The following is a 13,200-nucleotide window of genomic DNA, read 5'->3' as shown; positions in this document are numbered from 1 at the left end:
GGCTCATTGTTCATCGCCCTGGTCAAAGCTGCTGCCCTGCTGCTGGCGCTGTGCTACCTGTACGGCTTCAACCTGCGCTTCTGGCGGGGCCGCCCGCTGGCGGCGCAGATCGCTTCGGGGGTTCTCTTCGGCGGGATCTGCGTCATCGGCATGCTGACGCCCATCGAGCTGCTGCCCGGTGTGATCTTCGATGCGCGATCTGTGGTGCTCAGCATGGCCGGCCTCTTCGGTGGCCCGCTGATCGCGGGCATAGCCACCGTGATGGCTATGGCGGCACGCATCTGGCTGGGCGGTGGCGGAACCGAGGTGGGCGTCACCGTCATCCTCATGTGCACGGCCATGGGGCTGGCCTACCGCGCAGCGCACGCCCGCCAGTGGATCTCGGTAGAGCCATTGCCCCTGCTGGCGTTCGGCCTGCTGGTGCACGTGGCCGAAATCACCGTGTTCCAGTGGCTGCCGCCCGAGGCAGTAACGCGGGTCAACGAGCACCTGGCGCTTCCGTTTTTGCTCACCTTCACGCCGGCCACCATGATCCTGGGCCTGCTGCTGCGCGATGCGCAGGCGCGCATTGCCACCGAGCGTGCGCTGGCCGATACCGCAGCGCGGCTGCAGGCCATCACCCGCGCCATCCCCGACGTGCTGTTCGTGCTCGATGCCCAGGGCCGCTACGTAGAAGTGCTTTCGCCCGACGATGAACCGCTGACGAAACAAGCCAGCGACCTGCTGGGCAAGCGCATGCACGATGTGCTACCCGCGGCGCAGGCAGACCGCTTTCTGGCGCTGGTACGGGCCACCTTGCAAACGGGCACCACGCAGAGCATCGAGTACGACATCCACACGCGGTCAGGCCCCCGCGCTTTTGAAGGGCGGGCCCAGCCGCTGCAGGGCCGCGCCGACGCTGAGCCCGCAGTGGTCTTTTTGGCGCGCGACATCACAGAGCGCAAACGCACCGAGAACGCACTGCGCGAATCGGAGCTGCGGTTCCGGTCACTGCTGCGCACCATCCCGTCCATTTCGGTCCAGGGCTATCTGGAAGACGGCACCACCAGCTACTGGAATCAGGCCTCCGAGAAGCTCTACGGCTACACGTCCGACGAAGCGCTGGGCAGGAACCTGCTGGACCTGATCATCCCCGCGCACATGCGCGACGACGTGCGCGCCCACATGCGGCACATGTTTGCCACCGGCGAAGTCATCCCTGCGTCTGAAATGCAATTGCACCGCAAGGACGGGTCGCCCGTGGACGTGTTCTCCAGCCATGCCTTCATCGAGGTGCCGGGCCATCCACCCGAGATGTTCTGCATCGACATCGACATCTCTGGCCGCAAGGCGGCGGAGGACGAGGCACGCCACCTGGCCTTCTACGACGCGCTCACGCAGCTACCCAACCGCCGCCTGCTCGTAGACCGCCTGCGGCAGGTCCTGGCCACCAGTGAACGCACAGGCGACAACACCGCCGTGCTGTTTGTGGACCTGGACAACTTCAAGACCCTGAACGACACGCGCGGGCACGAGGTGGGGGACCTGCTACTCAGACAGGTGGCCGCGCGCCTGCGCGGCAGCGTACGCGAGCAGGACACGGTGGCACGTCTGGGAGGTGACGAATTTGTGGTGGTGCTGCAAAGCCTGAGCCCCGATGCGCAGGAGGCCGCAGCGCACTCGCGCGTGCTGGGCGAAAAGCTGCTGCACGACCTGCGCCAGCCCTACGACCTGGCGGGGTACGAGCACCACATCACCGCCAGCATTGGCGTGACGCTGCTGCGCGACCACCTGGCCCCGCTGGACGAAGTGCTCAAGCAGGCCGACATGGCCATGTACCGCGCCAAGGATGCCGGGCGCAACACGCTGCGCTTTTTTGACCCCGACATGCAGCAGGCCGTGAACCGGCGCGCGCTGCTGGAGAGCGAGCTGCACACCGGCCTGCGCCTGTCGCAGTTTCTGCTGCTGTACCAGCCGCAGGTGGACAGCGCCGGCCGCGTGACCGGAGCCGAGGCCCTGGTGCGCTGGCAGCACCCCGGGCGTGGCATGGTGCCGCCATCCGAGTTCATACCGCTGGCCGAAGAAACCGGGCTGATCCTGCCACTGGGCGACTGGGTGATGGAGACCGCCATGCGCCAGCAGGCGCAGTGGAGCAGCACGCCTGGCCTGGCACACCTGCAGCTGGCCATCAACGTGAGTGCGCGGCAGTTTTTGCAGGAAGACTTTGTGGACCAGCTTCTGGCCATGGTGCGGCGCACCGGCGCGAACCCCAACAACATCAAGCTGGAGCTGACCGAAAGCCTGCTGCTGGACAACGTGGACAACGTGATTGCCATCATGAGGGCGCTGAAAGCGCACGGGCTGGGCTTTGCGCTGGACGACTTTGGCACCGGATATTCGAGCCTGAGCTACCTCAAGCGCCTGCCGCTCGACCAGATCAAGATCGACCAGGGCTTTGTGCGCGACGTCTTGCTGGACGCGACCGACGCGGCCATCGCTCGCTCGATCATCGGGCTGGCCGACAGCCTGGGGCTGAGCGTGATCGCCGAAGGCGTGGAGACCGAAGAGCATTACCGGTTTCTGCTGGCGCACGGTTGCAAGGCGTTCCAGGGCTACCTGTTCGGCCGCCCGCTGGCGCTGGATGCGTTCGAGCGGCAGGCACTGGCTGCACCGCCACAACCTACCCACGAAAGCTGCTACGTGATCTGACGCGCGTTGATGCAAACGCGCGGCTAGGCCTGCACTGCGGGCGCTGGCACCACCACTTCCGACCGCACCCACTGCGCGTAGTCGGCAGATGCCAGCAGCGGCTGCACCACCAGCTGCGGCAGTGTGTACGGGTGCTGTGAACGCAGCAGCGCAAAGAGGTATGGCACGGCATCGTGGATGGTCTTGCACAGCACGCGCAACTCGCGGTCTTCCTGCAGCGCTCCCTGCCATCGATAGTGCGAGCTGATGGGCTCCAGCTGCACGCAGGCCGCCAGGCGAGCCTGCAGCACCGCCTGGGCCAGATTTCGCGCCTCTTCGTCGTTGGCAACGGTGGTGGTCACCATGCACACCTCCAGCAGCGCGAGCGGGGGCACGTCAGGGGCCATGGGAGTCTCCGGGGTGAGGGGCTGCGCAGTCTGCCACGGCATGGAGCGAGGCGGCAACGGGTCAGGGGCGCTCTGCACCGATCAACGCGGAATCTCCGGAGTCACCTCGTTTGCTATTTATTTGATAGCAATACAGGATGATAAAACGTCGGCTACAGGCATATTTGACCAAAAATTGGTGTCCGGCGAGCCTCCAGGACCGCCTCGCCATCCCTCACGCCGTGGGCAGCGGCGCAACAGTCTGCCCGCAACTACCGATCACCACGCCCCACCGCCAACGCCCCCGCGGCAAGCCCCGCACCAAACGCGATGTAGACCACTGCCAGCGAACGCTTTGACAAGCGGTGCTCGTACCCTGGCGTAAGCCGCTCGGGCGTGAGGTTGAAGTCCACAAAGCAGGCCACCGCGCTGGTGGCGGCGCTGGCTGCCACAACCACCGAAGGCCGCTGTGCAGCGGGACGCTTGTTCAGCGCCCACGAAAACAGCCCCGCCCAGAAGAGCGACGCCCCATGGTGCGTCAGATAGCCCAGCAGGGTGTGCCGCACGTCCACCCCCTGCTGGTGCAAAGCCTCGCGGTCCCAGAACCAGTGGCTCACGGCGTTGACGGGCGCGGCTGCGCTGCCTGCATCGCGCCGGCCCCGGGCCATGAGGGCCAGGGCCGAGAAGATGCTGCCCAGGCTGCCTGCCGCCAGGGTGCGTGCGATGAAGGGCGAAAGAGGTTTGGTCATGGAGCGGTGCAGTGGCTGCGTGTGAACATGCAGACCAGTGTGCGCAAGCCGGCTGTGTCGTCTGTAGGAGAACGGGCAGCATGCGAATACGCCGTGTTCCCGCGCAGCGGAACGGGCCGCGCCACCTAGCATGGCCGCCATGCACATCCTCATCACAGGCGCGTCGGGCCTGATCGGCAGCCATCTGGCCCGCGCGCTGGCGGCACGCGGGCACCGCGTCATCGCCGCGGGCCGCCACGCTGCGGAACCGGGCAGCACCGCATGCACATTGAGCGTGGACTTTGCCCAAGCCCCCGGCCGCAACTGGTGGGCGCCCCGGCTGAATGCGGTGGACGCCGTGGTCAATGCCGTGGGCATCTTCGAGGAGCATGGCACGCAGACGTTCGAGGCCCTGCACGAACGGGCACCCATCAGCCTTTTCGAAGGCGCAGCCGATGCTGGTGTGCCGCTGGTGGTGCAGATCTCGGCCCTGGGCAGCGACGCACAGGCCGAGACGGCGTTTCACCGCAGCAAGCGCGTTGCCGACGATGCCCTGCGGAGCCTGCCGGTGCGTTCGGTCATCGTGCAGCCCTCGCTGGTGTATGCACCGCTGGGGTCCAGCGCCCGGCTGTTCAACCAGCTGGCCACCTTGCCCCTTGCGGTGGTGCCCTCGGCACGCGCTGCGGTGCAGCCAGTGCATCTGCACGACCTGGTGGATGCGCTGGTGCGGATCATCGAAAGCCCGCCTGCCCAGTCGTGCACCGTGGCCGCCGTGGGGCCAGCGCCATGGCCACTGGCGGACTATCTGGCCGCCCTGCGCCACGCGCTGGGCATGCGCCGCCGCGCCTGGCGCATGGCCGTGCCCGGCGGCTGGATCGTGTGGGCCGCTGCGGTGGCGCACAGGCTGGGCAGCCGCACCGTCAACGCCGATGCCGTGCGCATGCTGCTGCGCGGCAACACGGCCGACGTCAGCGCGTTTGCAGCGCTGCTGGGCCGTGCGCCGCGCGGAGTCGACCAGTTCTTTGAATCAGCAGATGAACGCGAGGCTGCCCGCGAGCGGGCGCAGATGCAGACGCTGCTGGCACTCATGCGGGCGAGCCTGGCGGTCGTGTGGATCCTGACAGGCATCGTGTCGCTGGGCGCCTACCCGGTGCAGGCCAGCCTGGACCTGCTGGCCGACTTTGGCCTGCGCGGCCCGCTGGCCACCGTGGCGCTGTACAGCGGCGGCCTGATCGACCTGGCACTCGGCGTGGCCGTGCTGCTGGCCCCCGCGCACGCACTGGTGCATGTGTGGCGGGCGCAGCTGGCAGTGGTGCTGGGCTACACGTTGCTCATCACCGCCCGCATGCCGCACTGGTGGTTGCACCCGTTCGGGCCTATTTCCAAGAACCTGCCGCTGCTGGTGGGCATCGGCATGCTCATGGTCGTGTCGCGCCGAAGGAGCTGACACATGGAATACCTGGTGCTCAAGTGGCTGCACATCCTCTCTTCCACCGTGCTGTTCGGCACGGGCATCGGGTCGGCCTTTTACCTGCTGGTGGCCAGCCTGAGCCGTAACGTGGCGTTTGTGGCGGCCATCACGCGGTGGGTGGTGCGCGCCGACTGGCTGTTTACGGGCACCACGGCCATCCTCCAGCCGGTGACCGGGCTGTGGATGGTGCACATGGCGGGCATCCCATTGCGCACGCACTGGGTGATGTGGTCGCTGGCGCTCTACGTACTGGCGATCGCGTGCTGGCTGCCGGTGGTGTGGCTGCAGATGCGGCTGCGGGATATCTCGGCCCGGGCGGCGCAGGCGGGCCAGCCGTTGCCACGCGCCTACTGGGTGTGCTTCGGGTGGTGGGTGGGCCTGGGGTTTGCGGCGCTGGCGACCTTTCTGGCCATCTTCTGGCTGATGGTGGCCAAGCCGTCGTAGGCTGAACCTGCCCCATGAAGGGCTGACGTTTCTGCGGCACTGACGTCGCAGCCCGTCGGGGCTCAGTTCGGCAGATAGCGCATCAAACGCCGCCCTCGCCCGCCTGTTCCATGCGGTCGGCGTTGGTGGTGCTGCGGGCGCCTTTCAAGTGCATTTCCACATCGGCGGCCTTGTCGCCTACCTTGGCGACGGCATCGCGCAGCTGTTCTTCGGTGGTGTCAAGTTCCTTCTCCCAGCGGGCGAGCGATGCGGCGTCTTCAAGGTCGATGCGGTCGGGCTGTGCGGCTTCGTTCATGGTGTGTCCTTTCAAGATGGGGTTTCGCCACCCAGCCTATGTGCCGCGCGGGGCCAGACCTGTAGGCCAAGGGAGCGCCGTGGTGAGTGCCGAGGCACCGTCTACCCCTGCGTAGCCAGCGCGGGCACGCCTTGCGCGAAGGGCTCGAAAGGCGCGAGGTACCGGGTCGCCACATCCACCGATGCCCGGTGCCCCAAGTGGCGGGCGTGCGCGCCCAGCCAGTCCTCGCACGCGCGCCGCCCTTCCTGCCGCAACATTTCGAACACCACGCGCCCCACCGTGCGCTTGATCGACGCCTCGGTAGCCAGCACGCCTGCAGCCTGGTCTGGCAGGCTCAGCACATGCATGCGGATGTCTGCGCCCGCCGCATGGCGGTTGATGGCATCCAACGCCCGCAACTCCGCCACCAGGCCGTTGACCGAGGCGACTTCGTTGATGCGGTTGAGGATGTTCTTGGCCGACAGCGGCACTTCGGCACGTTGCAAGGGCGTGAGCTCGACCAAGAGGATGTCGGTATCGAGCTGTCCCTCATACAGCGGCCACAGGCAGGGGTTGGCGGCATAGCTGCCATCCCAGTACGCCTCGCCATCCACCTGCACGGCCTGGTACGACAGCGGCGCGCAGGCCGACGCCAGCAGTGCCTCGATGGTGATGTCAGCCGGGCCGAACACCCGGGGCGCACCCGTGCGGACGTTGAGGGCGTTCACAAACAGCGGGGTTGCCGCATCGGCATCGCGCAGCACCGCTTCATCGACCACGGTGTGCAGGATGTGCCGCAGCGGCGCCATGCCCATCGGGTTGGTCTGCCAGGGCGAGAGCAGCGGCATGGCATCGTCCCATACGCCCATGCCAGGCTTGCGCAGGGGCAGCGAAAAGAAGGTCATGAGCGCGCCTGCCTGGGCAACCTGCTCCCACAGCGATGCAAGATGCTGCCGCGCACCCGCCCGCCCGCCGCGCGCCATGCCGGTGGCCAGCGCCGCGCCGTTGAGGGCGCCCGCGCTGGTGCCCGTGATGCGGCCGATGTGGATGTGTTCGTCTTCCAGCAGCCGGTCGAGCACGCCCCAGGTGAAGGCGCCGTGGGTGCCGCCGCCCTGCAGGGCAATGTTCAGCGTGGTGGCGCTACGGGGCAGGCGCTTGCGGGGTTCGTTCATGGGAGTCCTTGTGGTGAATGGATGGATGCAGGGGCCTGAGAGGTGCCGATGGCGCCACGGCCACGCTAGGCCGCAGGGCCAAAGCCGAAGAAGCTGGTCGCGGCTAGCGGCTCCTCGGGCGCTGCCGACTGCTGCCTTGGGGTTGCGTCCGCAGCATCGGCCGCTGCGCGCCGGGGCCCCGCATCGAGGTCATCCACCAGCGCCTGCAGGGCCAGCAGGCCATGGGCCATGGCTTGCCTGTAAGTGGCATCGGCCGCAGTCGCTTTGCCGATGGGCCTCCACGCCTCGCCCTCTCGCTCTGTCAGCACCCACCGGAAATCCCGCGGTCGGGGCTCTTCAACATGGACGGCGATGTGGCGCAGTGCAGCAGGCATGGGCCAGCATAGGCAGGCGTCACACGGGCTCCAAGGTGCGTGTGCCTACGGTTGCGGTAAGCGGCTGCCTACACGCACCAGTTGCGCCGCGCAGCACACTGGCCCGATCGGTATTTGCACGGAGCCCAGGTCACACATGGCAACAGGAAGCCGCACGCTCTGGAAGGGCGCCATCACCTTCGGCCTCGTTCACATTCCGGTGGGGCTGCACACGGCCGCTAGCGAACAGGGGGTGGACTTTGACTGGCTGGACAAACGATCCATGGACCCGGTGGGCTACAAGCGCATCAACAAGCGCACGGGCAAGGAGATCGACAAGGACAACATCGTCAAGGGCGTGGAATACGAGGACGGCAAGTACGTCGTCATCAGCCCCGACGAGATCGAGGCCGTATTTCCCAAGACCACACAGACGATCTCGATTGAGCGCTTTATCGGCGCCAACGAACTGCCTTTCGTCTTTCTTGAGCGGCCCTATTACGTGGCGCCCATCAACAAGAGCGACCGGGTCTACGCCCTGCTGCGCGAAACGCTGGCCTCCACCGGCAAGATCGGGCTGGCCAAGGTGGTGATTGCAACCAAGCAGCATCTGGCCGCGCTCGTCCCGTCCGGCCCCGCGCTGGTGCTGAGCCTGCTGCGCTGGGGCGACGAGGTGAAGACACTCGACGCGCTGGAGCTGCCCCCCGCCGGGCGCGGCAATGTGAGCGCGGCAGAGCTGAAGATGGCCAGGCAACTGGTCGAGGAAATGTCGGGCCCCTGGGACCCGGCGGACTTCAAGGACGAGTTCCGCATCCAGGTGATGAAGCTGGTGGAAAAGAAAGCCAAGGCGGGCGAAGGCCAGACCGTGCTGCAGCCCGAGGAAGATGCGCCAGCGCATACGGGCGAAGTGATCGACCTGACGGCACTGCTGCAGCGCAGCCTCAAGGGAGGCGGCAAACCGGCCCGCAAGACCCCTGCCAAGAAGGCGGGCGCCAAGGAGCCAGCGAGCAAGCCTGCCACCCAGAAGAAGGCTGCATGAACGCCGGCATAGCCATCCACACCCTCGGGGTCGGCTCTGCGTGCGCCCGCAACGCGACAACACGACCGTGACGCGCGCAAGGTGATGCGATGCGCGTGGCCACCTGGAACATCAACCACATCCACAAGCGGCTGCAGCAGCTGCTGGACTGGCTGGCCCGCACCCGGCCGGACGTGGTGGCGCTGCAGGAACTCAAGTGCACCGCCGCGGACTTCCCCACGGATGCGCTTGAACAGGCGGGCTACCACAGCATCGTGGTGGGCCAGCGCACCTGGAACGGGGTAGCACTCCTCAGCCGCGAAATCGAACCGCTGCCGGTAGTGACTTCCCTGCCTGACGACCCCGCCGACAAGGAAGCGCGGTATGTGGAGGCCGCCATCGACGGCCTGCTGTTTGCCTGCCTCTACCTGCCCAACGGCAACCCGCGGCCTGGCCCCAAGTTTGACTACAAGATGCGCTGGTTCGAGCGGCTGGAAAGCCGTGCGCGAGAGCTGGTCAGTTCGGGCTACCCGGCGGTACTGCTGGGCGACTGGAACGTGGTGCCCACCGACCACGACATCTACCGCCCCGACACCTGGCGTGAAGACGCCCTGCTGCAACCCGAGCCCCGCGCAGCATTTGCCCGCATGCTGGCACAGGGCTGGACGGATGCACTGGCCCATGCGCACCCCGGTGCGGCGCCATTCACCTTCTGGGACTACCGGCGCAAGCGCTGGGAGCGAGACGCAGGGCTGCGCATCGACCACATCCTGGTGAGCGGGGCGCTTGCCGTGGAGGGCGCGGGTGTGGACCGCGAAGAACGTGGCAAGGAAAGCCCCAGCGACCACGCGCCGGTATGGGCGCAGCTCAAGCCCCGAAAGCCCGCTGCGCGCAGCAAGGCACCGGCGACAAACCCGTCATCACGCGCCAAAGCGCCGGCTCGCCTGACATCGAGAACAGCAGCCCCCGCGCCCCTGTCAGCCTACAACGCCAAACGCGACTTCAGCCGCACGGCCGAACCCGCAGGGATAGCCACCGCTGCCCGCGGTGCGCGCAAGGCAGCCAGCGGCGGCCCGCTGCAGTTCGTCATCCAGAAACACTGGGCGTCACGGCTGCACTACGACTTCCGCCTGGAATGGGGCGGCGTGATGCTGAGCTGGGCGGTGCCCAAAGGTCCCTCGTTCGACCCCACCGTGAAGTCCATGGCCATCCAGGTGGAAGACCACCCGCTGGCCTACAACACCTTCGAAGGGAGCATTCCGAAGGGCGAGTACGGCGCAGGCACCGTGCTGGTGTGGGACCGCGGCACCTGGGAACCTGTGGGCGACCCGGACGACGGGCTGGCGGTAGGCAAGCTGGTGTTCAGGCTGCACGGCGAGAAGCTGGCGGGCGTGTGGGAGCTGGTGCGCATATCGCGACCGGGCGAGAAAAAGCAGGACCAGTGGATGCTGTTCAAAAAGCGTGGCGACGCCTGGGCGCGCCCGCTGGCCGAATACGACGTCATCAAAGCGCTGCCCGACAGCGTCGTGCAAAAACCATTGGGCCCCGTGGAGCAGCGCGAGCCACGGGGCGATCCCCCCAACGCTGCGAAGAGCGGCCCAGCCACGTCGGGAAAAAAGGCGCGGCTCCCTGCCCGGCTGGAGCCACAGCTCGCCACACTGGTGTCATCGGTGCCACCCGGCGACTGGATCATCGAAACCAAGTTCGACGGCTACCGCGTACTGGCCCGGGTGGACGGGGACGATGTGCGCATCTTCACGCGCAACGGCCACGACTGGACCGCGCGGCTGGCCGGGGTGGCCGCGGGCGTGAAGGCACTGGGCCTGACCAGCGGCTGGCTGGACGGCGAGATCGTGGTGCTGAACGACGCGGGCGTGCCGGACTTCAACCGCCTGCAAAACGCCATTGACAGCGCACGCACGGCAGAGATCGTGATGTTCGTGTTTGACGTGCCCTTCCTGGGCGGGATGGACCTGCGCGCGGTGCCGCTGGCAGCCCGGCGAGGCGTGTTGCATCAGCTGTTGACCGCACGGGGCAACACGCACATCCGTTTCAGCGAAGCGTTTGACGCCGCGCCCGCGCAGCTGCTGGGTGCCGCCTGCCAGATGGGCCTGGAGGGCGTCATCGTCAAGCGCCCGGACGCCCCTTATGTGTCTGGGCGCACAGAAACCTGGATGAAGCTCAAGTGCCAGCACCGGCAGGAGTTTGTGGTGCTCGGCTTCACCCAGCGCAGCGGGGCAGCGCGTGAAGTGGGCAGCCTGATGCTGGGCTACCACGACAACGGCACGCTTCGAGCTGCCGGTTCGGTGGGCACCGGATGGGACTCTGCCACGGGCAAGGACCTGCATGCCCGTCTGACCCGGCTGGAAACGCCCCACCCCCCGGTGGCGGCTACCGAGCTGCAGCCCGGCCGGTGGTCCAGGCGCAGGGCGGGCGAAGAGCGCTGGGTGCGCCCTTCGCTTGTGGTCGAAGTGGCGTTTGGCGAATGGACGCCCGACAGCAAGATCCGCCACGCCGTATTCCGCGGCATCCGCACCGACAAGCCCGCCGAAGCCATCGTGCGCGAGGAGGCAGTGCAGTCCGTCGCCAACGCCGCCCCAACGCCCCAGCCCACCCCGGCACCCGCAAAGACCCCCACGTCGTCAGTCCGCATCACCCATGCCGACCGTGTGATCGACCCAACCACCGGCTTGCGCAAGCTGGACCTGGTCCACTACTACGAAAGCGTAGCCCGGTGGATGCTGCCGCACCTGAAAGACCGCCCCATATCCCTGGTGCGGGCCCCTTCAGGCATTACCGGCCAACAGTTCTTCCAGAAGCACCCCGAGACGCGGATGCCGGGTATGCGCGAACTCGACCCCGCCCTCTGGCCCGAGCATGAGCCTCTGCTGGCGGCGGACTCTGCTGACGCGCTGATCTCGGCCGCACAGATGAACGTGGTGGAGTTCCACACCTGGAACTCCACCACCCGCCGCATCGACCAGCCCGACCGGTTTGTGCTGGACCTGGACCCGGGCGAAGGCGTGACCTGGCCCATGCTGCAGGAGGCGGCCGAGCTGACGCGCGTGATGCTCACCGAGCTGGGCCTGGAAAGCTGGCTCAAGACCAGCGGCGGCAAGGGACTGCATGTGGTGGTGCCCATTACGCCCACCCTTGCGTTCCCCGAGGTCAAGGCCTTTACCCAGGCGCTGGTGCGGCACATGGCCAGGGTCATCCCGTCACGGTTTGTGGCCGTGATGGGGGGCAAGAACCGGGTGGGCAAGATCTTCATCGACTACCTGCGCAACGGTCATGGCCAGACCACTGTGTGCGCCTTCTCGGCACGCGCCCGCCCGGGGATGGGAGTGTCGATGCCCGTGGGCTGGGGGCAGCTTCGGGAACTGGAGGGAGGAGCGCAGTGGACCATCGCGACCGCGCGGGAGTACCTGAGCTTTCAGCAGGACGACCCCTGGAAAGGCTTCTGGAAGAAACGGCAGTATCTGGCGCAGGGAATGAAGCTGCTGAAAGAGTGATGCCGCCATATCAAATGCATACAAATCAACGACTTGGCTTTACCTGAGCGCGCTACCGCAGACACGCAGGGCCATCAGACTGGACGCTTTGCGCCGCAACACCTGCCGGCCGCTACCTGTGCAATCCCGTGGAAACGCAGAGGGAACTTCACCCTTAGCACTCACTCGAAGAGAGTGCTAACATCATGGCTTAGAGGAAAGGACGCCGGAATGAACCTTCAATCTGGAACCGCGACAACGACTTTGGCACCTGCGAACGCTTGGGCGCTCGTGCCTCCCCTCGGCAATCTGGACGCCTACATTTCGGCGGTCAACCGTTTGCCCATGCTCTCCCTGGAGGAAGAGCAGTCGTATGCACGCCGTCTGCGGGACGACAACGATGTCGATGCCGCCGGCCGGCTGGTGATGTCGCACCTGCGTCTCGTGGTGTCCATCGCACGCCAGTATCTGGGCTACGGGCTTCCCCATGGCGATCTCATCCAGGAAGGCAACGTCGGCCTGATGAAGGCCGTCAAGCGCTTTGACCCCGAGCAGGGCGTGCGGCTGGTGAGCTACGCCATGCACTGGATCAAGGCCGAGATCCACGAATACATCCTCAAGAACTGGCGCATGGTGAAGGTGGCTACCACCAAGGCCCAGCGCAAGCTGTTCTTCAACCTGCGTTCGATGAAGCAGGGCTTCAAGGCCGATGCCGCCGCAGCCGACGCTGCCACGCATCGCGATACGCTGTCGGACCAGGAAATCGACGCGGTGGCGGCGCAGCTGAACGTCAAGCGCGAAGAAGTCATCGAGATGGAAACGCGCATGTCGGGTGGTGACGTGCTGCTGGACCCCGCCCCGTCGGACGACGGCGAACAGGCGTTTGGCCCCATTGCCTACCTGGCCGATGCCTCGCACGAGCCGACCGCCATGATCGAGTCGCGCCAGCGCGATGCCATGGCCACCGACGGTATCGCCGCGGCCCTGAACAGCCTGGACGACCGCAGCCGCCGCATCGTGGAGGAGCGCTGGCTCAAGGTGAATGACGATGGCACCGGTGGCATGACGCTGCACGACCTGGCAGCGGTGTACGGCGTGAGCGCCGAGCGCATCCGCCAGATCGAGGTGGCCGCGATGAAAAAGATGAAGAAGGCGCTGGCCGAGTACGCTTGACGAAGGTGCAGGGTTGGCCCTGC

Annotated in this window: 11 protein-coding genes; 6 read left to right on the top strand and 5 right to left on the bottom strand. The window is 66.7% G+C overall.

Going from position 1 to position 13,200, the window contains the following annotated elements; translation table 11 throughout:
- Positions 1-6: 6 nt before the first annotated feature.
- Entirely contained in the window at positions 7-2,688 is a 2,682-nt protein-coding gene (locus ACTPOI_RS14795; protein ID WP_440110090.1) for an EAL domain-containing protein, read from the top strand.
- Positions 2,689-2,711: 23 nt separating this feature from the next.
- On the opposite strand, the gene cutA is transcribed toward ACTPOI_RS14795, so the two are convergent.
- Both cutA and ACTPOI_RS14785 read right to left on the bottom strand, forming a co-directional pair.
- Positions 2,712-3,074: a divalent-cation tolerance protein CutA gene (cutA, locus tag ACTPOI_RS14790; protein ID WP_440110088.1), complete on the bottom strand. Its 363-nt coding sequence runs from the start codon at positions 3,072-3,074 to the stop codon at positions 2,712-2,714.
- A gap of 251 nt (positions 3,075-3,325) precedes the next feature.
- Positions 3,326-3,802, bottom strand: a complete 477-nt coding sequence (locus ACTPOI_RS14785; protein ID WP_440110086.1) for a hypothetical protein — start codon at positions 3,800-3,802, stop codon at positions 3,326-3,328.
- 139 nt (positions 3,803-3,941) lie between these two features.
- Here ACTPOI_RS14785 and ACTPOI_RS14780 point away from each other — a divergent pair, with 139 nt between their 5' ends.
- Positions 3,942-5,228 (top strand): SDR family oxidoreductase, encoded by a 1,287-nt coding sequence (locus ACTPOI_RS14780; protein ID WP_440110084.1) that lies wholly within the window; start codon positions 3,942-3,944, stop codon positions 5,226-5,228.
- 3 nt (positions 5,229-5,231) lie between these two features.
- Positions 5,232-5,696 (top strand): DUF2269 family protein, encoded by a 465-nt coding sequence (locus ACTPOI_RS14775; RefSeq protein ID WP_440110082.1) that lies wholly within the window; start codon positions 5,232-5,234, stop codon positions 5,694-5,696.
- Positions 5,697-5,778: 82 nt separating this feature from the next.
- Here ACTPOI_RS14775 and ACTPOI_RS14770 read toward each other — a convergent pair whose 3' ends face one another.
- The 3 genes from ACTPOI_RS14770 to ACTPOI_RS14760 form a co-directional block, all read right to left on the bottom strand.
- Positions 5,779-5,991 (bottom strand): DUF3606 domain-containing protein, encoded by a 213-nt coding sequence (locus ACTPOI_RS14770; protein ID WP_440110080.1) that lies wholly within the window; start codon positions 5,989-5,991, stop codon positions 5,779-5,781.
- A gap of 101 nt (positions 5,992-6,092) precedes the next feature.
- Positions 6,093-7,142 carry a patatin-like phospholipase family protein gene (locus ACTPOI_RS14765; protein WP_440110078.1) on the bottom strand — a complete coding sequence of 350 codons (1,050 nt, stop codon included), beginning with the start codon at positions 7,140-7,142 and terminating at the stop codon, positions 6,093-6,095.
- A gap of 65 nt (positions 7,143-7,207) precedes the next feature.
- Positions 7,208-7,372 carry a hypothetical protein gene (locus ACTPOI_RS14760; RefSeq protein ID WP_440110076.1) on the bottom strand — a complete coding sequence of 55 codons (165 nt, stop codon included), beginning with the start codon at positions 7,370-7,372 and terminating at the stop codon, positions 7,208-7,210.
- Between the two features lie 280 nt (positions 7,373-7,652).
- Between ACTPOI_RS14760 and ku the strand changes: the two genes are divergently transcribed.
- The 3 genes from ku to rpoH all read left to right on the top strand — a co-directional run bounded on the left by ku (position 7,653) and on the right by rpoH (position 13,177).
- On the top strand, positions 7,653-8,534 hold the full coding sequence (gene ku, locus ACTPOI_RS14755) for a non-homologous end joining protein Ku (RefSeq protein ID WP_440110074.1): 882 nt from the start codon (positions 7,653-7,655) through the stop codon (positions 8,532-8,534).
- Positions 8,535-8,623: 89 nt separating this feature from the next.
- Positions 8,624-12,025 carry a DNA ligase D gene (gene ligD / locus ACTPOI_RS14750; RefSeq protein WP_440110072.1) on the top strand — a complete coding sequence of 1,134 codons (3,402 nt, stop codon included), beginning with the start codon at positions 8,624-8,626 and terminating at the stop codon, positions 12,023-12,025.
- A 210-nt stretch (positions 12,026-12,235) separates the two neighbouring features.
- On the top strand, positions 12,236-13,177 hold the full coding sequence (gene rpoH, locus ACTPOI_RS14745) for an RNA polymerase sigma factor RpoH (RefSeq protein ID WP_440110070.1): 942 nt from the start codon (positions 12,236-12,238) through the stop codon (positions 13,175-13,177).
- Positions 13,178-13,200: the final 23 nt, after the last annotated feature.

Source organism: Acidovorax sp. BL-A-41-H1 (assembly GCF_051942715.1).
This window is presented reverse-complemented; position numbering and strand designations above follow the sequence as displayed.

Coding starts and splice junctions, on each gene's coding strand:
- ACTPOI_RS14765 (WP_440110078.1), bottom strand. CDS start 7,142: ATGAACGAACCCCGCAAGCGCCTGCCCCGTAGCGCCACCACGCTGAAC.
- ACTPOI_RS14760 (WP_440110076.1), bottom strand. CDS start 7,372: ATGGCCCATGGCCTGCTGGCCCTGCAGGCGCTGGTGGATGACCTCGAT.
- ACTPOI_RS14770 (WP_440110080.1), bottom strand. CDS start 5,991: ATGAACGAAGCCGCACAGCCCGACCGCATCGACCTTGAAGACGCCGCA.
- ku (WP_440110074.1), top strand. CDS start 7,653: ATGGCAACAGGAAGCCGCACGCTCTGGAAGGGCGCCATCACCTTCGGC.
- ACTPOI_RS14775 (WP_440110082.1), top strand. CDS start 5,232: ATGGAATACCTGGTGCTCAAGTGGCTGCACATCCTCTCTTCCACCGTG.
- ligD (WP_440110072.1), top strand. CDS start 8,624: ATGCGCGTGGCCACCTGGAACATCAACCACATCCACAAGCGGCTGCAG.
- ACTPOI_RS14785 (WP_440110086.1), bottom strand. CDS start 3,802: ATGACCAAACCTCTTTCGCCCTTCATCGCACGCACCCTGGCGGCAGGC.
- cutA (WP_440110088.1), bottom strand. CDS start 3,074: ATGGCCCCTGACGTGCCCCCGCTCGCGCTGCTGGAGGTGTGCATGGTG.
- ACTPOI_RS14780 (WP_440110084.1), top strand. CDS start 3,942: ATGCACATCCTCATCACAGGCGCGTCGGGCCTGATCGGCAGCCATCTG.
- rpoH (WP_440110070.1), top strand. CDS start 12,236: ATGAACCTTCAATCTGGAACCGCGACAACGACTTTGGCACCTGCGAAC.